The organism is Dysgonomonas sp. ZJ279 (genome assembly GCF_011039205.1).
Taxonomy (GTDB): domain Bacteria; phylum Bacteroidota; class Bacteroidia; order Bacteroidales; family Dysgonomonadaceae; genus Dysgonomonas.
Map to the genome: position 1 here is coordinate 427,876 of NZ_JAAKEL010000001.1, position 26,954 is coordinate 454,829.

Below are 26,954 nucleotides of genomic sequence, written 5' to 3' on the forward strand. Positions count from 1 at the left end.
AAACACTGTGCTACCTATTTGATAGGTATAAATTGTGATAAGGATTTAATTACTTCTTCTCGTTTGATGCCTTCACGTGGTACGAGTAATATCGTATCGTCGCCCGCGATTGTTCCTATTATGCATTCAGATGCTTTTCTATCTATCTCGCCCGCAATTGCCATTGCATATCCGGGACGTGTTTTTACAACTGCCAAAGAGCCCGAAAATTCGATACTAACAAATTTGAAGGAGGAGAAAGATACTTCAATCTCTTCTTGTAGCGAAGGTATACTTTCCGAAAAACGATAGGCATAGCTTCCTTTCGGGGTAGGTACTTTTATTATTTTAAGTTCCTTAATATCGCGAGAAAGTGTGGCTTGAGTTAACTCAAATCCTTTCTCTGTTAATATATTGAGAAGCATATCCTGACTGATAATGTCGTTATTACGAACTACTTCCGTTATTATTTTATGTCTGTATTGCTTTGTCATGTATGTATAAATATACAATTGTGATGCAAAAATATACATAATATTGTATATTATAGCATTTAGAAGATACTTTTTTACAAAAAATAAGGTTACCTGATGAGATAACCTTATTTTGTATAAATGATAAATTGTAAAATCTATTTTGTTCCCGTCATGGGATCACGTCCAAATCGTTTTGAAGTTTAGTATTATTGGATGCAGAACCTATCATAATATTGAATATACCGCCTTCTACTACCGGTTTCAAATCTTTACCAATCAGTTCGAAATCTTTAGAAGTTAGTCTAAATGTAACTATTCTCGATTCTCCGGCTTTAAGGTGCATACGATCGAAACTTCTTAGTTGTTTCACAGGGCGTACGGTCGATGCCACTTTGTCTCGTAGATATAACTGAGCAACCTCGTCACCATCGTATTTACCTGTATTCTTTACAGTAAAGCTTACTCGATAATCAAGACTTCCATTTTTTTCAATCGTTAAATTACTATAGTCGAATGTGGAATAACTCAATCCATATCCGAATGAATAAAGCGGTTTTGCCGACATTTCCACATAATCGTGTCCAGCCGGATTTTTCATATTGTAGTATACCGGTAATTGTCCTACCGAACGAGGAACCGAGATAGGTAAACGACCCGCCGGATTGTAGTCGCCAACTAATACATCAGCGATGGCGTTTCCTCCATCTTGCCCCGGATACCAAGCACTTAGTAAAGCATCGGCATTTTCGCTAGCCCAGTTCATATTCAATGGACGACCTTGTATATAAACTACAACCACAGGAGTACCTGTTGCTTTAACGGCTTTCAGTAATTCCAGTTGTTTTCCCATGAGGTCGAGAGTCGCTCTATCATAGCCTTCGCCGCTTTCCATATCGCTCACACTATTCTTATCAGCTACGGCTGCACCTGTATCGATATACTTAGTCTTGAAATCGCGTGCACTCGATCCGCCTACTACTACGATTGCCACATCGGCTTTTTTAGCAGCAGTTACAGCCTCATCTATATTTATATCGGTAGTGTCTCTGATGGCACAGCCTTTCACATATTCTATTTGCGAAGATGTAAGTTTTGCCTTTAAACCATCGAGTACAGTAACAATATTACTTCTTTCTTGTGGTGCTGTATAATCTCCTAATTGATTGTAAATGTTATCGGCATTAGGCCCTATTACAGCTACTTTTTTTATGTTCTTGTTTAAAGGAAGAGTATTATTCTTGTTTTCCAGTAAAACGATCGCTTCGCGAGCCACTTGCCTTGCTAACGAAATATTCTCTTTTGTTCTCACATTTTCCTTTGCGGTTTTCACACTTACATACGGATCTTCGAATAATCCCATTTTGAATTTCAAACGCAATAATCTACATACGGCAGTGTCAATCACCGATTGTTTTACCTCACCTTTTTTTATGGCATCTATCAGATTTACATAAGCATTGCCTCCTAGGTCGCAATCCAACCCTGCAACAACTGTTTGTTTAGCTGCATCAGCTACCGATTCTGCAACATGATGGCTACCTTTTAGACCTTCTATACTTCCCAGATCGGAAACTACAAAACCTCTAAAGCCCCACTCATCGCGGAGAATATCATTTAATAAATATTCGTTCGACGAGCAAGGAATACCATCTACCGAATTGTAAGCAGTCATAACCGACAATGCTCCTGTACGAACAGCTTTCTCGAAAGGGGGAAGGAAATTCTCTTTCAGATCTCTCATTCCCACACTATTGCTATTGCCATTATGACCTCCTTCGGGTACACCGTAAGCAACGAAGTGTTTAAGGGTCGAAATCAGGCTAAACTCTTTTGTCAGATCACCACTACCCAAGCCTTTCACAAAAGCCTCTCCCATGCTGGCAATCAAAACAGGGTCCTCGCCATAAGCTTCTTCTGTTCTCGACCAACGAGGTTCTCTTGCTAAGTCTAATACAGGGCCATAACCGATGTGCGCTCCTTGCATGCGGGCTTCTTTCGATATGGTTGCGCTCATTTGTTCGATAAGTTTAGGATTCCATGTCGCTGCTTGTCCTATGGCTGTCGGAAATACAGTCGTACCTATTGCCATGTGTCCGTGCGGACATTCTTCTGCTAAGAAGATAGGAATACCTAAGCGTGTGTTTTCCACCATATAACGCTGAAGCGCATTACAAGCTTCTGCCGATAAGGCAGGATTTAATCCTGTCTCTAACGTTTTTTGCGTCCATGGGTCGGCACGAAGAGTAGCCCAGAGCATACCGATATGTCTCTCCTTTACTATATTTTCAAATTTCTTCGATTGAGATACTTTATTACCTTGTTTCTCGTACATTTCCCAACCAAGCGGGCATAATAATTGTCCGACTTTTTCTTCTAATGTCATCTGACGGAGAAGGTCTTGGGTACGTTCTTCTACACTTAGTTTCGGATTTTTGTATCCGTTTTTTTGTGCATGAATTGATTGAGTAATTACCATTGAAATGATAATAGCAAAACAATAGGAGTAAATGTGTTTCATGTTTAGTTATAATCAGTTTATATAATATATTTTACTTCTTTGAAGGCGAACTTACGTTCCACGCCTTCCATCGTTTCCAATACAAGAATGCCGGAGGGTTTTATGTCTTTTATCTTGGCAAGAAAATCCATTACGCCGTCGTGATATAAGTGATAACCTTTGCTTCGGAAGAGAGAATCTTTGTATTGTTGAACTATCGGATTGAAATTGCCTTCTTTTACATACCCATAATGAAGTTGAATTTGGCCTGCTAACTCTGTCAGTATTTCTTTTAAATCATAGCTGTTGCCTGTTATCTTTTTTAGGGATACAGGATTTGGAACTTCGGAAATAAATCGCTCTTGATTTATATTTATGCCGATGCCTATAACAGACTGGCTTATTTTATTTTCTAATAAGGCGTTTTCTATCAGAATACCGCAAATTTTCTTCTCTTTCCAATAGATATCGTTTGGCCATTTAATCGTAATATTATCAGTATATTTACTTAATGTATCTTTGATAGCCAATGATATGAATTGCGATATGATAAACTGCTCGTTTGCATTTATCATTGTCGGATAAAGCACAATACTGAAAAGCAGATTTTTTCCATGTTCAGATTCCCAGTTATTACCACGCTGTCCTTTTCCGGCAGACTGGTAATCGCTGTATATAATAGTGCCCTCTTCTACATCTTGTTTCAATAACAAGTCTTTAAGATAAGTATTAGTAGAAAAGGTTTCTTCTAAATGAATAACAGGAGGCATAAATTGTCGGATTAACTGTTATGGTATTCTTCTTGTTTCTTTTTAGGCAGTTTTTTGATAACTTCATCTACAGAATGATGAATGAGTTCTTTTGTCAATTCATCAGGCACACCGCTATCTAAAAAAATAGAAATCCAATATTTTTTATTGAAATGAAAAGCGGGGGTGATTCCACTATGATGTTCCCTTAAATCTACAGCCCTTTCCGGGTCGCATTTCAAGATAATATTAAAATCATTATTCCTAGGTTCGAGAGGCAAACATGCAAACATTTTCTCCATAACCTTGAAAACAAGTGTGGTATCATCAAAAGGGAGACATTCGGAAGCTCCTTTAATCGAGAGGCAATATTCTCTAAGTTGTTCAATATTCATATCTTATCAATTAACAGGTGATAAAAAAGCATCGTCAATATGATCTATTTCAAAAGATTTCCCTGTCGGAGTAATTGCTATTACATCGAATCGGGCAGGCAGATCGATGTCAAATTCATTCAGATAAAAATCAGCTGCTTCTACAATACGTTTTATTTTCCCTTTCGAAACGGCATCTTCGGGATTACCCCATTGATTCGAACTTCGGGTTTTCACTTCTACAAAAACGATAAACTCATCATTCTGGGCTATAATATCTATCTCATACTTATCATAAGCCCAATTGCGCTTAATTATCTTATAACCGTTCTGCTGAAGATAATATACGGCGGCATCTTCGCCTTTTTTACCGAGTTCGTTATGTTCAGCCATGGTATCAGATAAGTGTAAGTTTCTTAGTTTCCTTATTGTAAATGGGTACTAAATTCACTGTGTCTAAAGTAAGGCAATAATCTACAGAGTCTTGTAGATTATTAGCCTCTAATCTCTTTATATGTTCTGATTTATTTATGTATGCACGAATATCAGGTTTAGCCTCTTTCCACATAGACAGAGCGACTTGCGTCGCATCTGATGCAGACAGATAGCTTCCTTTCTCTATCAGGAGTTCGGCTAAAGCACCGCCATATAAACTATCTTCCAAGTTGAATCGGTTATTCCATCCCGCACAGAGTACTATCACATCCTTCTGCTTCTCGATACAAAAATCGACAATTGCATTGATATTAGAAAAAGCACCAACTGCCAACGAATAACAATCAGCAGCTATATTTATAGCTTGCGTGCCATTCGTGGTTGTAAATACAACATCTTTATCTTTTACTTTCTCCACTGTATAGTCGAATGGAGAATTACCAAAGTCGGCAAAGTCGCAACGCTTCACATTCCGTTCAGCTCCTACCAGATAACCTTTAGCTTTGTAAGCTTTTGCTTCTTCGATAGAGGCTACAGGGATAATACTTTTTACTCCATTCTGGAATGCAGCACACATTGTGGTCGAGGCTCTAAAGATATCGACTACAATTACTATCTTATCGTTATTCTCAGCATAATAAGGATAGAGTGCAGGCGAAAAACAAACTTCTACTTTCATCTTATAATGCAGCTTTTATTCTTGATAGTTTAATTAATAGGGCTTCCAATTGATCGAGCGGAAGCATATTTGCTCCATCGGACAGAGCATGAGCAGTATCGAAATGTGTTTCTATAAACAAACCGTCTATGCCCGTTGCAATACCGGCTTTACACATTGTTTCTATCAACTGTGGTTGTCCACCTGTCACACCCGACGATTGATTTGGTTTTTGCAAACAGTGGGTCGCATCCAATACTACAGGAAATCCGAATTCTTTCATTTCGGGTATTCCTCTGAAATCTACAACTAAATCCGAATATCCGAAAGTCGTACCTCTATCTGTTATGACTACATTGTTATTACCTGAATCCACAACTTTTTGAGCTGCAAATTTCATTCCACCCGGTGCAAGGAACTGCCCTTTCTTTATGTTTACAATCTTACCTGTTTTTGCCGCAGCAATCAATAGATCAGTCTGGCGACAAAGGAATGCAGGGATTTGCAGCACATCCACATATTCGGCAGCCATAGCTGCTTCGTGTGTTTCGTGAATGTCTGTTACCGTAGGTATGCCAAATGTTTCGTTTACTTTGCGGAGTATTTTCAAAGCTTTCTCATCTCCAATGCCTGTGAATGAATCGACGCGAGAACGGTTTGCTTTTTTATATGATCCTTTAAAAACATAAGGGATATTTAGCTTTGATGTAATCGAAATTATTTTTTCGGCAATACGTAATGCCATTTCCTCTCCTTCTATGACACAGGGTCCTGCAAGAAGAAAGAAGTTATCTGTTTTCAAATATGAATTATCCATGTAAAATAGAGTAAATAAGTACTGTAAATAAATTGTTATTTCTTTTTTAAGTGACAACTAACTTAGTTGATAATATCTTAAGAAACCTGCTTTAAAAAGATTCCCGAATATACTAAAAAACTCTTAGATGTGGGATAGAAAAAAATTAAAATAAGGGAATCATTGATATTCTGACAGTTGGATCAAATATCATTTTTTGTTTGCATTTCAAGATCAAAATGCCCGTATTTATTGTTATATGATAAATTGCGAGAGTTATAATTAATACAACTTAATGAAATTATATTATGGGGAGAAGTAAAAAGAAAAACTTCGTTTTAGATACAAATGTTATTCTTCACGATTTCAGATGCTTGGATAATTTCGAGGAAAATGATATATACATTCCTATCATTGTACTCGAAGAGTTAGATAAATTTAAAAAGGGGAACGAACAGATAAATTATAATGCTCGCGAATTTCTTCGTCAATTGGATGCTATAACAGACGACGACCTTTTTTCGAAAGGTGCTGCAATGGGCAATGGTATGGGTAAACTTTATGTGGAGACAGGAATGAAATCTCAGCCGAAAGTTTCAGCCATATTCCCTGAAATGATACCCGATCACCGGATATTGGCAACTCTGATGGATATTTCAGAACGAGACCCGAAAACGAAGACTATTCTTGTGACGAAGGATATTAATCTGCGAATGAAGGCACGTGCAATAGGATTGCTTACCGAAGATTACATTAATGATAAAGTTCCTGATGTATTTCTGTTCGAAAAAGAACATAAAACGTTTAAAGATATGGATTCGTCCGTTATCGATAGACTTTATACACAGGCAGAAGGTATTGATATCTCGGAGTTTGATCTGGATAGCCCTGTGAATCCGAATGAATGTTTTATTATGAAGAATGGCAAAAAGAGCGCCTTAGCTCGTTTCAATCCATTTACCAATAAAATAAAGAAGATTGAGAAGCAGGTTGCTTATGGTATCCAACCACGTAATGCCGAACAGGCTTTTGCCCTTGAGGTTCTATTAGACCCGAATGTAAAGTTGGTGGCACTTACAGGGAAAGCCGGTACGGGAAAAACCTTGCTTGCTTTGGCTGCGGCATTGAAACAGCACGAGAATTATGAACAAATATTGCTGGCACGTCCTATCGTAGCATTGGGGAATAAGGAATTGGGTTTTCTGCCCGGAGACGAGAAGCAAAAGATAGCACCTTATATGCAACCGTTGTTTGATAACTTGTTGGTGATAAGAAATAGCTTATCATACGGAAGTGCAGAGGCACGTAGTATAGAAGAAATGCAAAAGAATAAAAAGCTGGAAATAGAGGCCTTGGCATATATACGAGGACGAAGCCTTTCGGAAATGGTCTGTATTATAGATGAGGCACAGAATCTGACTCCACACGAGATAAAGACAATCATAACACGGGCAGGGGAGGGTACAAAGATGATATTTGCAGGAGACCTTCAGCAAATTGATTCACCTTACCTCGATGCTCAGTCGAATGGTTTAGCTTATGTAATAGATAAAATGACAGGGCAGGATTTATTTGCCCACGTCAATCTGCTGAAAGGGGAGCGAAGCCGATTGTCTGAACTGGCTAGTACTTTACTTTAAAAGTATAGAAGATAATGTATGGGAGAGGTTGTACAAAAAGTACAACCTCTCTTTTGTTTAAGCCGTTTTGTCTATATTTTAAAATGTTAACATCATTTGAGAATTTAATACTTTTTCCTTGACAATATAAGCATCTTAGATAGCGTTAAAGCCTTAACCAATTAAAACAACACATCTTATGAAAAAAATCTTGTTAGTAGTTATTATGAGTATCGGTTTTGGCTGTATACTGTCTGTGAATGCTCAGGAAGATTCACGATTTACTTTTGGAGTGAAAACCGGAGTCAATCTATCCAACTCGAGTTTATCTATTGCTGATCCCAGAGTCGGATTTAACATCGGAGGAACTGTCGATTATGAATTGTCAAAAGGCTTTTTCTTATCATCGGGACTCGAATTTACGACCAAAGGAGCTAAGTTTAGCGAGCGTTATTTTGTTACTGAAATATCAGAATCAAGTAATATTGTGATTGGTGATAAAGAAAGTAATTTCAATCTGATGTACCTTCAGGTACCTTTGACTATCGGTTACAAGATTCCACTGGCAAAATCTCTATCATTAAATCTGAATGCCGGTGGTTATGCAGCTTATGGTATTACATCACGAAATAAAATTTCGTTGACTACACCAATTGAAACTGATGGTTATTTATATACATCTCATAATGAATATAAATCGACAGGTTATGACAAAACAGGTCTTGATCGTTGGGACTTTGGTTTGCTTGGAGGGATTGGATTGCAATATAAGAAAATTGTACTTAATGTGAATTATGAATTTGGTCTTCGCGATCTACAAAAAGGTCCGACATCGTATGTCGTTACTTATGGCCAATATGGAAGTCCAACAGGAACTATGAATAATGACAAATGGAAGACTCGCAATTTAAGTTTTTCAGTAGGGTATAAGTTCTGAAAAATGGGGTAAGATATATAAAAAAAGGGTCGCATTTGCGACCCTTTTTTTATATTACATATTCATCCGATTACCAGATGTCAGCACGTTTTTCTTTTGGAATATACAATGCATCTTTGTCTGTTATATTGAATGCATCATACCAAGCATTAATATGAGGTAATGTTCCGTTTACACGCCATTTACCTAGCGAGTGCGGATCCATTTTGGTAAGTCTAAGCGCTTCTTCATCGCGGATATTACCTGCCCAAACACCTGCATAAGAAAGGAAGAATCGTTGTTGAGGTGTGAAGCCATCTATTTTCTCTCCTTTTTGAGCTTGTTCTGTTTTAGAAAAAGCATTGTATGATATTTGGATTCCACCAAAGTCTCCGATATTTTCTCCTAATGTAAACTCACCATTAGCAAATACACCCGGTAAAACTTCTATTTGGTTAAAATGATTGACAAGCACTTCTGCTCTACCTTTAAATTCTTTAGAATCATCGGCTGTCCACCAATCTAGCAAATTACCATTCTTATCGTATTTAGCACCTTGGTCGTCAAATCCATGCGACATTTCGTGACCGATAACTACACCGATAGCTCCGTAATTAACGGCATCGTCAGCATTCAGATAAAAGAACGGAGGTTGAAGAATACCGGCAGGGAAGCATATTTCATTTGTAGTAGGGTTATAATATGCGTTCACCATTTGAGGAGGCATATGCCATTCTGATTTATCTACCGGTTTATTGATTTTGTTAATCAGCTCGTTGTAGCTAAACTCGCTTGCACGAACAATATTTTCCCAATAGCTGTCTTTCTTGATCTCAAGCGTTGAATAATCTTTCCATTTGTCAGGATAGCCTATTTTTACAGTAAATGCATTCAGTTTTTCTTTCGCTTTTTCCTTTGTTGCATCACTCATCCAGGCTAGGCTCTGTATACGTTCTCCAAGAGTAACCTGAAGATTGTCTACTAGTTTTAGCATTCTTTCTTTCGCTTCAGCCGGGAAGTATTTTGCAACGTACATTTGGCCAACAGCTTCACTTAACGATCCGTCTACGGTTCTGACAGTGCGTTTCCAGCGAGGTTGTTGCGCTTGACGACCACTCATTTGTTTTCCGAAGAACTCAAAGTTTGCATCTACGAAATTATCACTTAAATAGTTTGCTGATGCATTGATTACACACCACGAAAGATATGCTTTTGTTTCATCGATAGGGCTTGTTTGTATAAGCTTAACGGCAGTAGCTACCGGTGCAATCTGAGATACATTGAGATCTTCAAGTCCTTTTGCATTTGCTGCATCGAAGAATGTTGCCCAGTCGAATTTAGCAACTTTGGCATCCAGTTCTTCTACTTTCATTTTATGATAGTTTAGTTCAGGCTTTCTGGTGTCTTCTTTCTTGAAGTGTGCCTTAGCCAAAGCTGTTTCAATTTTAAGAACAGCATCGGCTGCTTTTAGTGCATCGGCTTCTGCACAACCGGCATTCATAAATTGAACCTTAATCAGATTGTGGTATCCGCTGCGAAGTGCTACAGATGTAGAATCTTGTTCAATGTAGTATTCGCGGTCGCCCAGACCTAGTCCGCTTTGATATAAGTGAACAATATTCATGGAACTATTCTTATCGTCAGCACCAACATACATTCCGAAGAATGGAGTTTCTGCATATTGTCTGATTTTTCCGACTAATTTGATAATGTCGGTAGTATTGGCTGCTTTATTTATTTCTTCCAATTGGCTTTTGATAGGACTAGCACCATCGGCATTCAGTTTTACGCTATCCATACCCATAGCATAAAGATCACCGATTTTTTGACCAATAGAGCCTTGTTCATGTGTAGTCTTTCCCAACTCCTCAATCAGTCCCCTTACTTGTTCTTGATTTCGCTCTGCAAGTTTATCGAAAGAGCCATAACGAGAATATTCGGCAGGCATAGGATTTGCTTTAGACCATCCGCCTGTGGCAAACATATAAAAATCGTTACCCGGAGCAACTGTTGTGTCCAGATTACTCATGTCGAAATTTGCACTTTCGGCAACCTCTTGATTTTTAGATTTATCACTACACATTGACGATGTGAACGCAATTGCAGCGATAGGTAAGAAATAATAAATCTTTTTCATCGTTCTTTTATTTTAATTTTCTTCTACAAAATTTCGGATCTGATTGACCCAAACAGTATATCCTTCCTCATTCAGATGCAGACCATCAGTTGTGTATCTAGCATTTAACTGTCTTTTCTTTATTAAGAATGAAGGGTAGATGTTAATGAAAATCAGATTTTCTTTTTTACTTAATTTATGGAGTTCTTTATTTAGTTTTTCTATTGTCTTCTCTTTCTTTTTTAGTCGCGAATAAATTCCAATCTCATTATTGATAGGCAGTACGCTTTGAAGATAGATTTGAGTGTCGGGGCTACCTTCCTTTATCATTACAATCATTGTACTGATATTGCTTACAATCTTTTTATTCGATCTACTCAACGATATATCGTTAATACCAGCCATAATAAAAAGCTTCTTTGGTTTAGCCGCAATAATTTCGTCTATTCTGGCTAGCATTCCTTCTGTATTATCACCTGCTATTCCTCTGTTTGCAGGTTGTTGACTAGGGAAATACTCATTCCATTTTCCGGCTTGAGTAAGGCTATTACCAAGAAATATAATTTGCCCTTCTGTTAAGGGATGCTGTTTGAAATATGTCATTCGATCGATATAAGTCTTATTCTCCTGAATCTCTTGTCCCATCATATACCCAGAGAAAAATAGTAGCAACATTACAAATTTTATTCTCATAATGGTAAAGCTCAAGCGTTAGTAATACTTTCTAACTCCATAGTCAATTCTTCCCATTTAAGCATATCCTGCTGAAGCTCTTTGTTTAACAGTCCATGTTTTTCAAAAAGGGACGTATTAGCTGAATCTTCAGGAGTAGCCAGTCTGACTTCAAGGTCGGCGATCTCTTTCTCTTTCTTTTCGATAGAGTGTTCCATCTCTTTTATTTGTTTCTCAACTCGTTTTATTTGGCGGCTTAATTCTTTGCGCTCCTCGTAAGACAGCTTATTTGTCGGTTCTGTTTTCTCAGATTCTTCTGCTTCAACGCTTTTACTGTCGTTTCGACTAGTTTGAGTCTCTAATTCCTGTAAAGAATCCATTTTCTTTTTTTCAAGGAACTCATATATACCATATAAGTGTTCTTTCACTTGCTGGTTGCCAAACTCGTACACTTTATCCACTAAGCCATTAAGAAAATCTCTATCATGGGATACTAGAATTACTGTTCCGTCAAATTCTTTTAATGCCTCTTTCAGTACATCCTTCGATCTCATGTCGAGGTGATTAGTAGGCTCATCGAGAATAAGCAGATTGACAGGCTCCAACAATAAACGAATCATAGCCAAACGGCTGCGTTCTCCTCCCGAAAGGACTTTTACTTTCTTATCGGAAGCTTCTCCTCCGAACATAAATGCTCCGAGTATGTCGCGTATTTTGGTTCGGATATCGCCTGTTGCTACATAATCAATGGTCTCGAATACAGTTTTGTTCTCATCTAATAGTTGAGCCTGATTTTGAGCGAAATAGCCTATTTTTACGTTGTGCCCCAATTCCAATTTACCTTCGAAACCGATCTCACCCATTATACATTTGACAAGGGTAGATTTACCTTCACCGTTTTTACCGACAAAAGCTACTTTATCTCCGCGATTGATAGTCAATGTAACGTTCTTAAAGATAAGATGATCTCCATAGCTTTTTTCTACATCCTCCGCTATTACGGGATATGAGCCCGAACGGGGTGCAGGAGGGAATTTCAGACTAAGCATGGCTGTATCTTCGTCGTCGACTTCTATGCGGTCTATCTTATCAAGATGTTTTATCCGTGATTGTACTTGTACCGATTTGGTCGCTTTGTAGCGGAATCGCTCTATAAACTCTTCGGTTTTTTGTATTTGTTTTTGCTGATTTTCGAAAGCACGCATTTGTTGTTCGCGATATTCTTTACGAAGTTCAACGTATCTGGAGTAAGGTACTCTATAATCGTATATCCGTCCTAGTGATATTTCGATGGTGCGTTGTGTCACAGCATCTAGAAAAGCACGGTCATGCGAAACGAGTAAAACGGCATTCGCCCGTGTAGAGAGGAATGTTTCGAGCCATTGTATAGATTCTATGTCTAAGTGATTGGTAGGCTCATCGAGTAATAATACATCCGGACGTTGGAGCAATAGTTTTGCCAATTCGATTCGCATACGCCATCCTCCACTGAATTCGGACGTAGCACGATTAAAGTCTGAACGGGTGAAGCCGAGTCCGAGCAAAGCTTTTTCTATTTCAGCCTGAAAATTGTTTCCGCCCGACATTAGAAACTGCTCGTTCAGATGAGCAGAACGGTCTATAAAATCGTGATATATTTGTGATTCGTAGTCCGTTCTTTCAGCCAGTTGTTTATTTACATACTCGAGTTCGGTTTCCAGCTTATGGATATGGTCGAAGGCCAAAGCGGCTTCTTCCAGAACTGTATTACCTTCGTTCAATGTCATGTGCTGAGGAAGATAACCGATGGTTATATCCTTAGGTGATGAGACATTGCCGCTTGTAGGTTGCTGCAATCCCGCAAATATTTTGAGCATGGTAGATTTTCCTGCTCCGTTTTTTCCAACGAGGGCAATTCTATCTTTTTTGTTTACAACAAACGAAACACCATCAAAGAGGGTAAAACCTCCAAATTCGACTGTAAGACCTTCTACTGAAATCACAATTAAAATATGTTTAAAATCAGCACAAAAGTAGAGAATTTAACTGAAATACAGTGACGTTTTGTTATTTTCTTCAATAGCAGTCTGTTCCTTATGTTGCTTATTCTATGATAATATCATATCTGGTAAGTAATCCTTTGATTCCATCCGCCGAAAATCGTGCTTTTTTAATTTTGTTGCTTTCCGGATGAATCGAGTAATTATGAGATGTACTGAAGTCTGCTTTTTCAAGATTTGTCCGCTCAAAGGTAGCTCCCTCAAGATCACATTTATAGAAGGTCGTACCTGTCAGATTCGTTTCTACAAAATCGACATCCTTCATATTGCAATTCTTGAAAACGATATCTTTTAATTTGAGCTTAAAGAACGAAGAGAAATTTAGTATGCAATTATCGAATTTGAGTGCTAAAGAAAATTGATTGCAATGATCGAACCGTAAGCCCATGAGTTTACAATTTTTGAATGTCACGCCCCGAAAAGCTGTATTGCCAAGTTTTGCCATACTCAGATCGCAATTATCGAATGTGCAATTCGTAAAAGCGATCTCCAATAGATTTGCATTTAATAAATTACAATTAATGAAGCTACAACCGTCGTAATCTCCTTCTTCTAAAAGATTGGTAGTAAAATCGATTCCTTTAAATTCTTCGTCCTCAATGAAAATTCTGCTCATAATACGTGTGGTAAAATTATAATTTAAGTAAAACGAATAAGTGTCAATTAGCAATACCCTTTCAGCATGCTGTAAAAATAAAGAGGTTTTAGCCCATATACTTTTAGTAGCCATGCGGCATACTGTTCTTTGGACGTGTCTAATAGAGTGAATGGAAACGATGTGTCAGAGTCTTTGTTATAGTCGAACTCGCATAAAAGAACGTTTCCATAACCCGTAATAATAGGGCATGCGGCATATCCGTTATATTTCTCTTCGGGAGTTTTGCCTTCCATCAGCAAAACGAGATTTTTAGCTGCAATAGGTACTTGCTTTCTGATTGCAGCAGATGTTTTACTTGTAGGTATTCCAGCGCAGTCTCCTAAGGATACAATATTCGGGTATGTTTTGTGGACTAATGTTTCTTTGTCTACCATAACCCAACTCTCTGCGGCGAGCTTACCTTCTGTCCAGCCTAATCCTGAATCGCGGACAAAGTCGGGAGCAGACATCGGTGGTGTGAAGTGTAGAAAATCATATCCTTCGGTGAATGGAGTCGTAATAAGTTCTTCACCGATAGTTTCTCTTTTTTCGAAATATACTTGTTTGGCGGCAGTATCGACACCTTTCACTCGAACATTCAGATTAATATTTACATTACGCTCGTTGTATATTTCCAGCAGACGAGGTGTATAATAGGCTACATCATAAAGTTCAGGATCGGCAGTGTAATAATCTAAAGTAACATTGTCGCGCGTACCTTGTTTCTGTATATAATCTTCGGTCAATAGGCATATCTTTTTGGGGGCTCCACCGCATTTGTGCTTTGTATAGGTATCTGTGAAAATACCTTTACCTCCGGTTTTCGAAAATTCCTGCATGGCCGCCCATGTTTTTTGAGCACTTACAAAGTCATATATGCAATGGGCATTTCCTTCACCCAATGTGGCTTGGGTAATACCTTCTACTTTCTCCCAATTTATTTGTAATCCCGGTGTTAAAACCAGAAAATCATAATCTACGTTTCCATTTTCAGCTGTTGTGATTGTATTCTTTACAGGGTCTATTGCTTTTACTGTGTCTTTCAGCCATGTGATGTCGCTAGGTACACAATCTTCCTGCGATTTCCATACATCATCTGCTTTATAAACCCCCGAAGCTACAAGTGTAAAGCCCGGTTGATAGTACTGCTTGTCGCTGGGGTCGATCAGGGTAATATTCGGTTCGTCGAGCCACCTGTTCAATAACGCAGCCATACTAATGCCGGCAGCGCCTCCGCCTACTATTACAATCTTGCCTTTGGCGTTGCTCGAAAATTTATTGAGCTGATAAGCTCCAATGCCTGTTACCACTCCGGCAGCAGCTGCAATTTTGAGGAATTTTCTACGATTGATTTTTTTGTTACTTAATTTGTTTAATTTGTTCAGATTTTCATCTGATGTGTTGTTTTCCATGCTTAGATATATTGAAATTTATTTTTCCAGTAGGATGATATTCATTGTTACATTTTTGAATGGTCTGTCGCTCTGATTTGTTTCTACATTCTGAATTTTGTCTACAACATCTAGACCTTCTATTACTTCTCCATATACGGTGTAGCCTCCATCCAATCGTGGTACTCCTCCAACAGTTTTGTATGCTTCTTTTTGTTCGGCGGTAAATAATGCTTCCGATTTTCTTGCGTTAGCCTCTTCTTCGGCTTGAGCCTGAAGTTTAGTTCTGAACTCTGTCAACGCATTTCGGTCACCTTGTCGATATAATTCTTTGACGGTATCCGTATTTGCTGCTTGAAGTCCTTTTAATATTTCTTGTTTCAGTTTTTCGAAACGCTGTCTCTCCAAAGCTTCAAGTTCATTGTCGGTATAAGTTTTTCCCATTACGATATAGAATTGAGAAGCCGACGAGCCTTTTTCGGGATTTACATCATCTCCTGTACGGGCCGCCGCCAAAACACCGCGTTTGTGAAATATCTCAGGTGTTCTGAATTCAGCATCTATCATATAGCCCAGATCTCCATTCCCAAGAAATGCGGTATCTGCTGCCAGACGAGAATCGGGATCACCACCTTGTATCATAAAATCTTTTATAACCCGATGAAATAACAAGTCTTTGAAAAAACCTTCATCGATCAACTTTAAAAAGTTATCTCTATGCTTAGGTGTTTCGTTATAAAGTTTGATCTTTATATTTCCGTAATTGGTTTCGATCAATACAATCGGTTCTTTTTCTTGCGATTTCATATTCATTGCTGTTGCTAAAATGATGATAAATAATACTATTTTTTTCATATTTATATATGTGCTTTATTGACTGATGATACTGATTTGCATTTTAATATCCTGCATGGGGCGATCATTATCATTTACTTTTATGTTTTGTATTTGATCTACGACATCCATTCCTTCAATCACCTCTCCAAATACAGTGTACATTCCATCCAGATGAGGTGCACCACCTATTGTTTTATAGATTTCTTTTTGTTGGTCGTTAAATAGTATTTCCGATTCTCCGGCTGTTGCATTTTTTTCGGCTTGTGCAGATAATTCTTCTCCTAATGTGTATAGACCGTCTTGATCTTTTTTGTCATAGAGGAGTTTAATCTTATCTATATTCTGAACTTGTAGCTGATCGAAAATATCTTTCTTAAGCTTTTCAAGACGTTTGTCTTCGATGTCTTTTATTTCGGACTCGTTGAAGTGTGCACCTGTTACAATGTAAAACTGATAAGCGTCAGATAACTTCTCAGGATTCTTATCATCGCCCCAACGGGCTGCACCCAAAGCTCCTCGTTTATGGAAATAACGAGGGTACACACTATCTATCTCGGAAGGTATGCCGGCTAAAGTAGAATCGGTTTTTATTGTTCCGCCTTGTATCATAAAATCTTTAATTATCCTGTGAAAAAGAACATCATTGTAACTGCCTTCGTTAATCAATTTTATAAAATTGTCACGATGGAGTGGTGTCTCATTGTAGAGTTTAATTTTGATATTGCCATAGTTAGTCTTGACTAAAACAATCGTTTCTTTTTCTTGTGATGTGCCTTTACAAGAGGTAATAATCAGTATTAGTAATAATAAAGAATAAAGATTTTTAATGTATTTATGTTTCATGATATCTCGAATTTCGGAGTCGCAAGATACGAAATAGACTTGTATCTTCCATTTCCCTTACTCCTTAATTTTGTCTTGTGATGGTAAGAACTGTTTCCCTATATATAATAACAAGTTGTAGTTCTTGATGATCTGGCTTTGTATTATCTTAAAAATATATTAGATTTGCATTGTTATAAGAATGAGTAAATTTTATTACCCGAATAAACTTTACTTATTAATCTCACATACTAATTTAATAAAGTGCAGACTTTAAAATAGAGGAATGATAAAATATAAAAGAATACTTCTCAAACTAAGTGGCGAGTCGTTAATGGGCGAACAGCAATATGGTATTGATGTTAATCGGTTAAATACTTACGCTACTCAGATAAAAGCGATTGCTGATATGGGAATCCAGATAAGCATAGTAATCGGAGGAGGTAATATATTCAGAGGGCTGAGCGGTGCCTCGAAAGGTTATGATCGTGTAAAAGGTGACCAGATGGGTATGCTGGCAACAGTGATCAATAGTCTTGGTCTAAGTTCGGCATTCACTGCCATAGGGCAGAAATCTCGTGTGCTGACTGCTATCCGTATGGAACCCATCGGTGAAATATATAGTAAATGGAAGGCAATAGAAGCGATGGAGAATGGAGAAATTGCTATCTTGTCGTGCGGAACAGGAAATCCTTTTTTTACAACAGATACAGGTTCTTCTCTTAGAGGAATCGAAATAGAAGCCGATGTTATGCTGAAAGGCACCCGTGTAGATGGAATCTATACCGCCGATCCTGAAAAAGATCCGACAGCTACCAAGTTCGATAAAATATCTTATGATGAGGTATTGAACAGAGGATTGAAAGTGATGGATCTAACAGCAACGGTGATGTGTAAAGAAAATAATCTGCCTATTGTTGTTTTTGATATGGACACAGAAGGCAATCTTGAAAAAGTAATGCGAGGTGAGAATATCGGTACTTATGTACATGCCTGATCTTATAACTAGGGAATAAATCAGAAATCAAATATAAATAAACATTATAAAGCTATTTTTATGGCAGTAGATATAAAAGAAATAGAAAAGAAAGCGGAAGCTAAAATGGCTTCTTCGATAGAATTTTTGGATGAATCTTTGGCGCATATCCGTGCGGGAAAGGCAAATCCCAGAATTCTTGATGGTATTAAACTGGATTATTATGGAAGTTTAACGCCTCTTAGTGGTGTTGCTTCTATCAGCACACCCGATGCGAGAACAATTATTGTTCAACCATGGGAGAAGAATATGATGCGCGATATTGAAAAAGCAATCATGGACTCGGATGTTGGTATCACTCCCGATAATAATGGTGAAGTTATCCGTTTAAGTATTCCTCCGTTGACAGAAGAGCGTCGTAAATTGCTGGTAAAACAATCGAAACACGAAGCCGAAGAAGCAAAGATCAGTGTACGTAATGCTCGTCGTGATGCTATCGATGCAATCAAGAAATCGGTTAAAGACGGCCTGCCTGAAGATGTAGCGAAAGATGGCGAGAACGAAATGCAAAAACTTCACGACAGATATATTAAGAAGATCGATGAAGTATTCGCAGCAAAAGAAAAAGAAATATTAACTGTATAACACCTGTATGTTCCAATATTCAAGTATGTTGATTGTGTGTTTTTGCAATTGATCGGCATATTTGGATATTGGTTCATTGATTTATGAAGAATGGCTTAGTAATAAAAAATACAGGTAGCTGGTATCTGGTTCGTACTGATGACGGACAGGATATCGAATGCAAAATAAAAGGAAACTTCCGCCTCAAAAGCATACGAAGTACAAATCCTATATCGATCGGAGATAGAGTGACTATTATACTTAATAATGAGGGTACCGGTCTTATCTCTGAAATTGAAGACAGAAAGAATTATATCGTTCGCCGATCATCGAATCTTTCGAAACAATCACATATAATCGCAGCAAATCTCGATTTGTGTTTCTTGATTGTAACAATTAATCATCCGGTAACATCTACGGTTTTCATCGATCGCTTTTTGGCTTCGGCCGAGGCATATCGTGTCCCTGTAAATCTGATATTTAACAAGATCGATATATATACAGAAGAAGAAATAGAATATTTGGATGCCCTTATTGATATGTATCAGTATATAGGTTATCAGAGTGCTAAAATATCTGTACTCGAAAATATGGGAATAGAAGATTTGCAAGAAACAATAAAAGGAAAGATAACACTGTTCTCCGGGCATTCGGGGGTCGGAAAGTCGACACTTATAAATGCATTGGTTCCTGATATGAACCTGAAAACAGGAGCAATTTCAGATTATCACAACACAGGAATGCACACTACTACATTTTCTGAAATGATAGAGTTACCGCAGGGCGGTTTTATAATAGATACTCCCGGTATCAAAGGTTTTGGAACAGTTGATATGGAAAAGGAGCAGATTTCACATTATTTCCCTGATATATTTAAATTTTCGACAGATTGTCGGTTCAACAACTGTATTCATATGAATGAACCCGGTTGTGCTGTTCGCAATGCTGTGGAAAAACATTATATCAGCGAAAGTCGTTATAAGTCTTATTTAAGCATGATGGAAGAAGAGGCTGATGGGAAATACAGGAAATAAATTGCAAATAAGATTTGATTTCAGATCATTTGTTGTTTTCTTGATCATATTTGCTGTAGAGGTTGTTATCGCTTTGTTCGTCGATGATAAAATCATACGCCCTTATGGAGGGGATATATTAGTTGTTATATTAATATATTACTTTGTAAAGTCTTTTATTCGGATCAAATCGTTATATTTGGTAATTGGCGTTTTGTTATTTGCCTATGCTGTCGAGATAGGACAATATTTTCGATTAGTTGAAGTTTTAGGCATGCAAAATAATAAAGTAATGAGAGTAGTTATTGGTTCCACTTTTACGTGGGGTGATACTTTTTCTTATACTTTAGGGGTTGCTATTTGTTATTTTATAGACCGTAAACAAACTGATCTAAAATAGAACAATGATTCAACAACGAGAAAAAGATTATCTACAGCGCATTATTGAAGAGTTTTTTGCAAAATTGCAAGAAATGGATAATAATACAGAAGGATTAAGCCTCCCGGAAAGAAGGATTATCTTAGAGGATTGTTATAAATTTTTCGCTGATAATTTTGAGGTTACAAAAATAGATACGGTTGAGCAATTGGCCGAGAAAATTGATAGCGTAGAGCTATTTGAGCAATATGCTAAATTATTGTTGAACGAGTATGAGATAACAGACAATAAAGATAAAGCACTGTTGTTAAAAGCTTTTTCGATTGTAGAAACGTTAGAAAATACAGATACTACCTACTCATGGGAGCGCACCGTCCTGCGTGAGGATGTTCTGCGTTTGCTGGAAGAAAAAGCTGATCAATAATAAAGATTTGATTTTGTACTCTATCCAAGGAGTATTTTGTATAAATATTTTTTATGGAAGCAACAAGTAATCTGATTCTTGTTTTTCAAATCCTATATGTCGTTACAGCATTAGGGACGATGATTGTAGTCATCTCAGAAAACAGGAACCCACTGAAGACGATTTCGTGGGTGTTGGTGTTATTGCTTTTGCCATTAGTCGGGCTTATTATATATTACTTCTTTGGTGAAGATAGCCGCAAACAACGCCTTATTTCGCGAAAAATGCATAACGAACTCAGTCGCAATGCAATTGAGCATCAAGACTCTTATGAGAAGATAGTTCCTCCAAAAGAACATAAGCCATTGATTAATCTGCTCGATCGGGTAGGTGAAGATCCATTATATGAAGGAAATGAGGTTACATTCTATTCGGATGGAAACGAGAAATTCGAGGCCCTTTTCGAAGAGATGGAAAAGGCTCAGAATCATATTCATATCCAATATTACATTTTCATGGACGACAATATTGGACACAAAGTAAAAGATCTTTTGATAAGAAAAGCAGCAGAAGGTGTGAAGGTACGTCTTTTATATGATGACGTAGGTTCGTGGAAAGCAAAACGTAAATTCTTTAAGGAAATGCAGTCTCAAGGAGTTGAGGTGCAATCGTTCTTGAAGGTTGCTTTCAAACTGCTGACAAGCCGTGTTAATTACCGGAACCATCGTAAGATTGTGGTTATAGATGGTAGAGTAGGTTTTGTTGGGGGGATGAATGTTGCGGATAGGTATGTCGATGGAGTTAGTTATGGTGTATGGCGGGATAGTCATATTAAGATAGAGGGTAAAGCGGTTGTCGGATTACAGATATCCTTTCTTATAGACTGGTATTCGTCGCGCAGGGAGCTTCTTTCCTCTAAAGACTATTTTCCACCGCTGGAAAATAAAGGGGATAATCTTATCCAACTTGTCACGAGTGGGCCTGTCGGTCAATTTAAGGATATACACTTAGGTATACTTCAGGCAATAGCAAATGCTAAAGACAGCATATTTATGCAGACGCCCTATTTTGTGCCTACAGATTCGCTGATGTTATCGATTCAGATGGCCGCCATGCGAGGTGTAGATGTGCGTTTGATGCTCCCCCGCCGCTCAGATACTACATTCGTACAGATAGCTACAATGTCTTTTCTGAAAGAGATGCTTGACGCAAAGGTGAGCGTTTATTTCTTTGAAGCAGGCTTTTTACATTCGAAGTTAATGGTTATAGATAATTCGTTGACCATAACAGGGTCGGCTAATATGGATGTTCGTAGCTTTGAGCATAATTTTGAAATAGATGCTTTTATATATAGTGAAGAGACGTGCCAAATGGCAAAAGATATTTTTTATAAAGATATGAGGCAGTCTACACTACTATCGATAGAAGAATGGGAGAGCCGTTCGCGTGCAAAGAAATTTAAAGAATCGGTAATTCGAATGTTTTCGCCGTTGTTGTGAAGATAATATGTCTTAATAAGATGTATGATAAAATGGATTTTAATTTCAATCAGTTGTAAGAGAAATAAAATGAGAAAAATAATAGTCTTTGGGTTTCTTATTGTTGTTACCCTATGTGGTATAAAAGCCCAACAGGTAAATATAACGCTGCCGCAGGATGCTAATAAAGAATATGTATTCATATTGAATAAAGGTATAAATCAGGATACAATACAATCAGGACGATTGAATTTTGCAGGAAATGCAATTGTAAATATACCTCCAAAGGATAAAGGATATATAGGGTCAGGAGCTCTTATTGTAAAGGATACTCCAGCCTTGAATATGATTGTGGACCAAGAAAGCTTTTCAGTGCATCAGGATGCTGATAATAAATATATTTTTAAGAACTCGAAAGAAAACGAATATCTCTATTCTTTTATTCAAGATAAGGAAAAGCCGGCTGAAGATACTAGTTTGTATGCAGACTATCTTATAAAACTTATTCGTTATATGCGTGAACTCAATCAGGTTACCAATGGCCAGGGTGGACTTATGGAAAAAACATCCGTTCGTCTTTATGCTTTAGATAAATTAGATATAGATCGCTTATATACAAGTGGCCTGTGGTATAATATTATTGATGGAATTACCCGGTTGACAGCCGATCAGGAGATTTTAGGTCAGGATATGGTTCAAATACTGAAGCGCATAAATTCTGATGAGGTATTTGAGCATTTAGCCGATAATTTGGTGACTATTACAGAACAATATGGCTGGGATGACGCTTTCGATATTATTGTACCTTATGTACAAGAGTCGGGTCGGATCGAAACACCACGAGACAGAATGTATGCAGCATTCACAATGGCTAAGGTTCGTAAAGGGATGCCTGCTCCGCCTGTTGTTGGTTTGGCAAAATTAGCCGATGATCAGGTATTTGATAAAATCTTATTGGTCTTTTATCAGCCAGATTGTCATAACTGCGAAGAACAATTGGAGTTGTTAATTAAGGATTATAGTCGGTTTAAAGAACAGAATATAAGAATTGTATCAATTTCTTCTGATCATAATAAGGAGACTTTTGTATTAGATTGTGAAAAATTTCCATGGTCTGATAAATTATGTGATTTCAGAGGATTTGCAGGGGTTAATTATTTGAACTATGGTGTATTAGGGACTCCTACGTTTTTTTTATTAGATAAAAATTATGTTGTTTTAGGGCGTTATGCTCGTGTAAATGATATCTTATTTTAAGGGAAAAATAAGAAAAATAGGGCGTTTTGGGCTAAAATAAAGATATATTTGTTTGTCTTTGTTAAAAAATATATATCTTTGTACTCTCTATACTTGTTTCTCTTTTGAAGAGGTGTCAAGCGAAAAAGGGCTTTGGTAGCCTAAGAGGTTTGTTTTTATATAAAAAAAGAAAATGGGAAAAGTTGCACTCATCACAGGCGTTACAGGTCAAGATGGAGCTTATCTTTCAGAATATTTAATAAAGAAAGGTTATACTGTTCATGGAATTAAGCGTAGGTCATCTATGCTTAATACTGATCGTATAGATCACTTGTATCAAGATCCTCATGATGAGAATCGGAATATGATTCTTCACTATGGTGATATGACTGATAGTATGAATCTGACTCGTATAATTGGTGATGTGCAGCCCGACGAAATATATAACCTTGCGGCGATGAGCCACGTTAAGGTTAGTTTTGATACGCCGGAGTATACTGCTAATGCTGATGGTATAGGTACTTTGCGGTTGCTGGAGGCTGTTCGTTTGTTGAATTTAACTGAAAAGTCTAGGATATATCAGGCTTCAACATCTGAATTGTATGGTCTGGTTCAGGAAATTCCTCAAAAAGAAACAACGCCATTTTATCCTCGTAGCCCATATGCTGTCGCAAAGTTGTACGCATATTGGATAACAGTGAATTATCGTGAAGCATATGGGATGCATGCCAGTAATGGTATCCTATTTAATCATGAATCTCCTCTTCGAGGGGAAACTTTTGTAACTAGAAAAGTGACGCGCGCTGTATCTCGTATCGTGTTGGGGCTTCAGAAAAAAGTATTCATGGGTAATTTATCCAGTAAAAGGGATTGGGGTCATGCTAAAGATTATGTAAAAGCAATGTATCTCATTCTTCAGCAAGATACTCCCGATGACTATGTAATATCGACAGGAGTGACTACGACTATACGTGATTTTATAAAAATGTCATTTGCGGAGGCTGGTATCACTGTTGAGTTTAAAGGAGAAGGGGAAAAAGAAGAAGGTTTTATATCTGCAGTTAATGAAGACATTTTTTCGAAAGTTGTTGGTGCAGAACATTTAGATATATTTAAGAAGAGAATAGGTGAGTCTGTGGTTGGTATTGATCCAGCTTATTTCCGTCCAACGGAAGTTGATATTTTGATTGGAGATAATACAAAAGCTCGTACAAAATTAGGATGGGAACCTACATATGATCTTAAATCGCTTTGTCAGGATATGATGTTGCATGATATCTATTTGATGAAGAAGGAAGAATATTTAAAAAACGGTGGGTATAAGATTTTGAACTATTTTGAATAGAGATTCAATGATAGATAAGAATGCTAAAATATATATTGCTGGTCATAGAGGCTTAGTCGGTTCTGCAATTCTTAAAAGTTTACAAGCGAAAGGCTACACGAACTTTGTTTTGAAAACGCATCAAGAATTAGATTTGACGAATCAGGCAGATGTCGCTAATTTCTTTGAAAAGGAAAAACCTGAATATGTTATATTGGCTGCTGCTAAGGTTGGTGGGATTATAGCAAACAATACTTATCGGGCGCAGTTTATATATGAAAATATGATGATCCAGAATAACGTGATACATCAGTCTTATATAAATGGTGTGAAAAAGTTGGTATTTTTAGGGAGTACTTGTATTTATCCCAAAGAAGCACCGCAGCCGATGAGTGAAGATGCTTTGTTAACATCACCGTTGGAATATACAAATGAACCCTATGCTATTGCTAAAATTGCAGGTATTAAGATGTGCGAGAGCTATAATCTTCAATATGGGACTAATTATATAGCAATAATGCCTACAAACTTGTATGGTCCAAATGATAATTTTAACTTAGAGACTTCCCATGTTTTACCAGCGATGTTGCGTAAAATTCATTTGGGTAAGTGTCTTGAGCAAGATGATTGGAATACTATTTTAAAAGACTTATCTTTAAGACCTATAGAAGGTATTTCTGATAAATCGGCAAAAGAAGAAATTTTAGCTATTTTAGCTAAATATGGTATCAAGAGAGATGCTAATAATATTATTGAAATAGAGCTTTGGGGTACAGGAAAACCAATGCGAGAGTTCCTTTGGAGTGAAGATATGGCTGATGCAACCGTTTTTATTATGGAGACTGTAAACTTTTTAGACTTAACAAATGTTATAAAAGGGAACGAAATTCGTAATACACATGTGAATGTGGGTACAGGAGTTGAAGTATCAATAGCGGATGTTGCAAATCTTATCAAAAAACTGGTAGGGTTCTCTGGTAATTTGTGTTTCAATACAGATAAACCGGATGGTACTATGAGAAAGTTGACTGATGTGTCAAAGTTAAATTCTTTGGGGTGGAAACATACTGTTAACGTGACTGAAGGCTTGACAACAATGTATATGTGGTATAATGAATATATTAGAGAATAAGAATAGAAGAATGTTTAATTATAATTTAAAACAATTATTATGAAAAAAGTAAGTTTACTTTTAGTTTTAGTTTTTGCGGCTATTACTGTTTCTGCTCAAGATAGCGGATTCAGTACTAAAGCTGGACGCAAGGCTACTTTTGCACGCAATGGTTTCTTTGACAACTGGTTCGTAGGAGCTGGTGCTGGAGCAAACATGTATTTTGCAAAGCCTGATGGTGATGCAAGTTTTTTTGATCGTCCAACTCTTACAGCTAACCTTCAATTGGGTAAATGGTATAATCCTTATTTAGGAATACGTGCCAAAGGTACTTATGGTAAGATCCATACATTTGCTAATAATGCAACTGTAATGAGAACCCAAAAAGCTCTTACTGGAGAAGTTGATGTAATGGTTAATTTGATGAACTATTTTGGTAAATATAACGAAAAACGCCTATATAGCCTTATTCCTTATGTGGGTATTGGTGCTGCTTATGGTGGTGGCTATAGTATCAAAAGCCCAGGACGTGCTACTTTTGGTGAGCAAGAGAATCAAAAAAGTTTAACTTTCAATGGTGGTTTAATCAATAACTTTAGAATTACAGACAAACTATCTCTTGCTATTGAGCTTTCTGCTGTAATTTTGAAAGATGACTTCGATAGAAGAATTGGTGGTGATTGGAGTTATGACCTATTAGGTAATGCTTCTGCTAACTTGATTTACAAACTTGGTTCTAAAACTGACTTCTCTGAAGCTCTACTAATGGATCAAGGTCTTATTGATGACTTAAACAGCCAAATCAACAGACTACGTCAAGAAAATGCTAAACTATCTGTTCCGAAAGAATGTCCTAAATGTCCAGATCCAGTTACTAAAGTTGTTGAAGTTAACAAGGGTACAGGTGCATTTATTTCTAATGTGGTATTCTTCCGTATCGGTAGCGCAGTTATCGACAGAAACCAAGAAATCAGTATTTTCAATACAGCTAAATATCTACAAGACAATCCTAGCGCTAAAGTTAAGATTGTAGGTTATGCAGATAAGAAAACTGGTACTCCTTCTATCAATGAAAAACTTTCTGAAAAACGTGCTAAAAATGTAGCAAATGCGTTGATTAAGAAATATAACATCGATAGCAACCGTGTAACTATTGAGTGGAAAGGTGATACAGAGCAACCATATGCTGAAAACGCATGGAACCGTGTTGCAATCTTCTTCGCTGAGTAATTTCAATTGCGATATAATTAAAAAGAGAGTGGATTATCCACTCTCTTTTTTTTGTTTTTAGAGGTCATCTTTAGATTGTGATATATCATAAGGTAAATACTGTATAGGCTTTAGTCGTTTTGCAATGCATCTGAGCGTGGAATTACAGGGTAAAGGTATTGCTGTAC

Annotated in this window: 26 protein-coding genes; 12 read left to right on the forward strand and 14 right to left on the reverse strand. The window is 37.3% G+C overall.

The genetic code is table 11. The features are described from left to right. Positions 1 to 14: 14 nt before the first annotated feature. The 7 genes from G7Y57_RS01890 to kdsA all read right to left on the reverse strand — a co-directional run bounded on the left by G7Y57_RS01890 (position 15) and on the right by kdsA (position 5,985). Positions 15 to 473: an arginine repressor gene (locus G7Y57_RS01890; protein ID WP_255491306.1), complete on the reverse strand. Its 459-nt coding sequence runs from the start codon at positions 471 to 473 to the stop codon at positions 15 to 17. Between the two features lie 151 nt (positions 474 to 624). Continuing rightward, positions 625 to 2,931 (reverse strand): glycoside hydrolase family 3 N-terminal domain-containing protein, encoded by a 2,307-nt coding sequence (locus tag G7Y57_RS01895; protein ID WP_255491327.1) that lies wholly within the window; start codon positions 2,929 to 2,931, stop codon positions 625 to 627. Between the two features lie 59 nt (positions 2,932 to 2,990). Beyond that, a complete protein-coding gene (locus G7Y57_RS01900) occupies positions 2,991 to 3,722 on the reverse strand; it encodes a biotin--[acetyl-CoA-carboxylase] ligase (protein ID WP_165020476.1) in 732 nt (243 codons plus the stop codon). Positions 3,723 to 3,733: 11 nt separating this feature from the next. Next, positions 3,734 to 4,096, reverse strand: coding sequence for an MmcQ/YjbR family DNA-binding protein (locus G7Y57_RS01905; protein ID WP_165020477.1), 363 nt, complete (start codon positions 4,094 to 4,096; stop codon positions 3,734 to 3,736). A gap of 6 nt (positions 4,097 to 4,102) precedes the next feature. Then, the gene (locus G7Y57_RS01910) at positions 4,103 to 4,468 is read right to left on the reverse strand and encodes a YraN family protein (protein WP_165020478.1); all 366 of its coding nucleotides are present in this window, start codon (positions 4,466 to 4,468) and stop codon (positions 4,103 to 4,105) included. Positions 4,469 to 4,472: 4 nt separating this feature from the next. Then, entirely contained in the window at positions 4,473 to 5,189 is a 717-nt protein-coding gene (locus G7Y57_RS01915) for a 2-phosphosulfolactate phosphatase (protein WP_165020479.1), read from the reverse strand. 1 nt (position 5,190) lies between these two features. Beyond that, positions 5,191 to 5,985 (reverse strand): 3-deoxy-8-phosphooctulonate synthase, encoded by a 795-nt coding sequence (gene kdsA, locus G7Y57_RS01920; protein WP_165020480.1) that lies wholly within the window; start codon positions 5,983 to 5,985, stop codon positions 5,191 to 5,193. A gap of 287 nt (positions 5,986 to 6,272) precedes the next feature. Here kdsA and G7Y57_RS01925 point away from each other — a divergent pair, with 287 nt between their 5' ends. Continuing rightward, positions 6,273 to 7,604 carry a PhoH family protein gene (locus G7Y57_RS01925; protein ID WP_165020481.1) on the forward strand — a complete coding sequence of 444 codons (1,332 nt, stop codon included), beginning with the start codon at positions 6,273 to 6,275 and terminating at the stop codon, positions 7,602 to 7,604. Between the two features lie 178 nt (positions 7,605 to 7,782). Further along, the gene (locus tag G7Y57_RS01930) at positions 7,783 to 8,520 is read left to right on the forward strand and encodes a porin family protein (RefSeq protein ID WP_165020482.1); all 738 of its coding nucleotides are present in this window, start codon (positions 7,783 to 7,785) and stop codon (positions 8,518 to 8,520) included. A 70-nt stretch (positions 8,521 to 8,590) separates the two neighbouring features. Here the strand turns inward: G7Y57_RS01930 and G7Y57_RS01935 are convergent, their stop codons facing one another. From G7Y57_RS01935 to G7Y57_RS01965, 7 genes are all read right to left on the reverse strand, one after another. After that, positions 8,591 to 10,636, reverse strand: coding sequence for a M13 family metallopeptidase (locus G7Y57_RS01935; RefSeq protein ID WP_165020483.1), 2,046 nt, complete (start codon positions 10,634 to 10,636; stop codon positions 8,591 to 8,593). A gap of 12 nt (positions 10,637 to 10,648) precedes the next feature. Further along, complete coding sequence (locus tag G7Y57_RS01940) at positions 10,649 to 11,308, reverse strand: GDSL-type esterase/lipase family protein (RefSeq protein WP_165020484.1); 660 nt, start codon at positions 11,306 to 11,308, stop codon at positions 10,649 to 10,651. Between the two features lie 11 nt (positions 11,309 to 11,319). After that, entirely contained in the window at positions 11,320 to 13,269 is a 1,950-nt protein-coding gene (locus tag G7Y57_RS01945; protein ID WP_165020485.1) for an ABC-F family ATP-binding cassette domain-containing protein, read from the reverse strand. Between the two features lie 100 nt (positions 13,270 to 13,369). Further along, the gene (locus G7Y57_RS01950; protein WP_165020486.1) at positions 13,370 to 13,942 is read right to left on the reverse strand and encodes a pentapeptide repeat-containing protein; all 573 of its coding nucleotides are present in this window, start codon (positions 13,940 to 13,942) and stop codon (positions 13,370 to 13,372) included. A 47-nt stretch (positions 13,943 to 13,989) separates the two neighbouring features. Then, on the reverse strand, positions 13,990 to 15,375 hold the full coding sequence (locus tag G7Y57_RS01955) for an FAD-dependent oxidoreductase (RefSeq protein ID WP_165020487.1): 1,386 nt from the start codon (positions 15,373 to 15,375) through the stop codon (positions 13,990 to 13,992). A gap of 18 nt (positions 15,376 to 15,393) precedes the next feature. Beyond that, on the reverse strand, positions 15,394 to 16,209 hold the full coding sequence (locus tag G7Y57_RS01960) for a peptidylprolyl isomerase (protein ID WP_410492629.1): 816 nt from the start codon (positions 16,207 to 16,209) through the stop codon (positions 15,394 to 15,396). Positions 16,210 to 16,224: 15 nt separating this feature from the next. After that, positions 16,225 to 17,034: a peptidylprolyl isomerase gene (locus tag G7Y57_RS01965; RefSeq protein WP_165020488.1), complete on the reverse strand. Its 810-nt coding sequence runs from the start codon at positions 17,032 to 17,034 to the stop codon at positions 16,225 to 16,227. Between the two features lie 265 nt (positions 17,035 to 17,299). Here G7Y57_RS01965 and pyrH point away from each other — a divergent pair, with 265 nt between their 5' ends. The 10 genes from pyrH (at position 17,300) to G7Y57_RS02015 (ending at position 26,787) form a co-directional block, all read left to right on the forward strand. Next, positions 17,300 to 18,010 (forward strand): UMP kinase, encoded by a 711-nt coding sequence (pyrH, locus tag G7Y57_RS01970; RefSeq protein ID WP_165020489.1) that lies wholly within the window; start codon positions 17,300 to 17,302, stop codon positions 18,008 to 18,010. Between the two features lie 60 nt (positions 18,011 to 18,070). Then, positions 18,071 to 18,634 carry a ribosome recycling factor gene (gene frr / locus G7Y57_RS01975; RefSeq protein WP_165020490.1) on the forward strand — a complete coding sequence of 188 codons (564 nt, stop codon included), beginning with the start codon at positions 18,071 to 18,073 and terminating at the stop codon, positions 18,632 to 18,634. Positions 18,635 to 18,717: 83 nt separating this feature from the next. Next, a complete protein-coding gene (gene rsgA, locus G7Y57_RS01980) occupies positions 18,718 to 19,647 on the forward strand; it encodes a ribosome small subunit-dependent GTPase A (protein WP_165020491.1) in 930 nt (309 codons plus the stop codon). Further along, a complete protein-coding gene (locus G7Y57_RS01985) occupies positions 19,628 to 20,026 on the forward strand; it encodes a DUF2809 domain-containing protein (RefSeq protein WP_185153909.1) in 399 nt (132 codons plus the stop codon). The genes rsgA and G7Y57_RS01985 overlap by 20 nt, the downstream gene beginning before the upstream one ends. Before the next feature lie 4 nt (positions 20,027 to 20,030). After that, on the forward strand, positions 20,031 to 20,429 hold the full coding sequence (locus tag G7Y57_RS01990) for a hypothetical protein (RefSeq protein WP_165020492.1): 399 nt from the start codon (positions 20,031 to 20,033) through the stop codon (positions 20,427 to 20,429). 53 nt (positions 20,430 to 20,482) lie between these two features. After that, positions 20,483 to 21,907, forward strand: coding sequence for a cardiolipin synthase (gene cls, locus G7Y57_RS01995; protein WP_165020493.1), 1,425 nt, complete (start codon positions 20,483 to 20,485; stop codon positions 21,905 to 21,907). Between the two features lie 69 nt (positions 21,908 to 21,976). Then, positions 21,977 to 23,143, forward strand: coding sequence for a thioredoxin family protein (locus tag G7Y57_RS02000; RefSeq protein WP_165020494.1), 1,167 nt, complete (start codon positions 21,977 to 21,979; stop codon positions 23,141 to 23,143). Between the two features lie 172 nt (positions 23,144 to 23,315). Further along, positions 23,316 to 24,467, forward strand: coding sequence for a GDP-mannose 4,6-dehydratase (gene gmd, locus G7Y57_RS02005; RefSeq protein ID WP_165020495.1), 1,152 nt, complete (start codon positions 23,316 to 23,318; stop codon positions 24,465 to 24,467). Between the two features lie 10 nt (positions 24,468 to 24,477). Beyond that, a complete protein-coding gene (locus G7Y57_RS02010) occupies positions 24,478 to 25,578 on the forward strand; it encodes a GDP-L-fucose synthase (protein ID WP_317167520.1) in 1,101 nt (366 codons plus the stop codon). A gap of 39 nt (positions 25,579 to 25,617) precedes the next feature. Then, complete coding sequence (locus G7Y57_RS02015; protein ID WP_165020497.1) at positions 25,618 to 26,787, forward strand: OmpA family protein; 1,170 nt, start codon at positions 25,618 to 25,620, stop codon at positions 26,785 to 26,787. Positions 26,788 to 26,954 lie beyond the last annotated feature (167 nt).

Excerpts from the sequence above, each read along its gene's own strand:
- G7Y57_RS01915 (WP_165020479.1), bottom strand. The coding sequence starts at position 5,189 with ATGAAAGTAGAAGTTTGTTTTTCGCCTGCACTCTATCCTTATTATGCT.
- G7Y57_RS02015 (WP_165020497.1), top strand. The coding sequence starts at position 25,618 with ATGAAAAAAGTAAGTTTACTTTTAGTTTTAGTTTTTGCGGCTATTACT.
- G7Y57_RS01935 (WP_165020483.1), bottom strand. The coding sequence starts at position 10,636 with ATGAAAAAGATTTATTATTTCTTACCTATCGCTGCAATTGCGTTCACA.
- G7Y57_RS01930 (WP_165020482.1), top strand. The coding sequence starts at position 7,783 with ATGAAAAAAATCTTGTTAGTAGTTATTATGAGTATCGGTTTTGGCTGT.
- G7Y57_RS01905 (WP_165020477.1), bottom strand. The coding sequence starts at position 4,096 with ATGAATATTGAACAACTTAGAGAATATTGCCTCTCGATTAAAGGAGCT.
- G7Y57_RS01895 (WP_255491327.1), bottom strand. The coding sequence starts at position 2,931 with ATGGTAATTACTCAATCAATTCATGCACAAAAAAACGGATACAAAAAT.
- G7Y57_RS01960 (WP_410492629.1), bottom strand. The coding sequence starts at position 16,209 with ATGAAAAAAATAGTATTATTTATCATCATTTTAGCAACAGCAATGAAT.
- G7Y57_RS01890 (WP_255491306.1), bottom strand. The coding sequence starts at position 473 with ATGACAAAGCAATACAGACATAAAATAATAACGGAAGTAGTTCGTAAT.
- cls (WP_165020493.1), top strand. The coding sequence starts at position 20,483 with ATGGAAGCAACAAGTAATCTGATTCTTGTTTTTCAAATCCTATATGTC.
- G7Y57_RS01950 (WP_165020486.1), bottom strand. The coding sequence starts at position 13,942 with ATGAGCAGAATTTTCATTGAGGACGAAGAATTTAAAGGAATCGATTTT.
- G7Y57_RS02000 (WP_165020494.1), top strand. The coding sequence starts at position 21,977 with ATGAGAAAAATAATAGTCTTTGGGTTTCTTATTGTTGTTACCCTATGT.
- G7Y57_RS01900 (WP_165020476.1), bottom strand. The coding sequence starts at position 3,722 with ATGCCTCCTGTTATTCATTTAGAAGAAACCTTTTCTACTAATACTTAT.
- G7Y57_RS01965 (WP_165020488.1), bottom strand. The coding sequence starts at position 17,034 with ATGAAACATAAATACATTAAAAATCTTTATTCTTTATTATTACTAATA.
- G7Y57_RS01910 (WP_165020478.1), bottom strand. The coding sequence starts at position 4,468 with ATGGCTGAACATAACGAACTCGGTAAAAAAGGCGAAGATGCCGCCGTA.
- G7Y57_RS01925 (WP_165020481.1), top strand. The coding sequence starts at position 6,273 with ATGGGGAGAAGTAAAAAGAAAAACTTCGTTTTAGATACAAATGTTATT.
- kdsA (WP_165020480.1), bottom strand. The coding sequence starts at position 5,985 with ATGGATAATTCATATTTGAAAACAGATAACTTCTTTCTTCTTGCAGGA.
- frr (WP_165020490.1), top strand. The coding sequence starts at position 18,071 with ATGGCAGTAGATATAAAAGAAATAGAAAAGAAAGCGGAAGCTAAAATG.
- pyrH (WP_165020489.1), top strand. The coding sequence starts at position 17,300 with ATGATAAAATATAAAAGAATACTTCTCAAACTAAGTGGCGAGTCGTTA.
- G7Y57_RS01990 (WP_165020492.1), top strand. The coding sequence starts at position 20,031 with ATGATTCAACAACGAGAAAAAGATTATCTACAGCGCATTATTGAAGAG.
- rsgA (WP_165020491.1), top strand. The coding sequence starts at position 18,718 with ATGAAGAATGGCTTAGTAATAAAAAATACAGGTAGCTGGTATCTGGTT.
- G7Y57_RS01985 (WP_185153909.1), top strand. The coding sequence starts at position 19,628 with ATGGGAAATACAGGAAATAAATTGCAAATAAGATTTGATTTCAGATCA.
- gmd (WP_165020495.1), top strand. The coding sequence starts at position 23,316 with ATGGGAAAAGTTGCACTCATCACAGGCGTTACAGGTCAAGATGGAGCT.
- G7Y57_RS01955 (WP_165020487.1), bottom strand. The coding sequence starts at position 15,375 with ATGGAAAACAACACATCAGATGAAAATCTGAACAAATTAAACAAATTA.
- G7Y57_RS01940 (WP_165020484.1), bottom strand. The coding sequence starts at position 11,308 with ATGAGAATAAAATTTGTAATGTTGCTACTATTTTTCTCTGGGTATATG.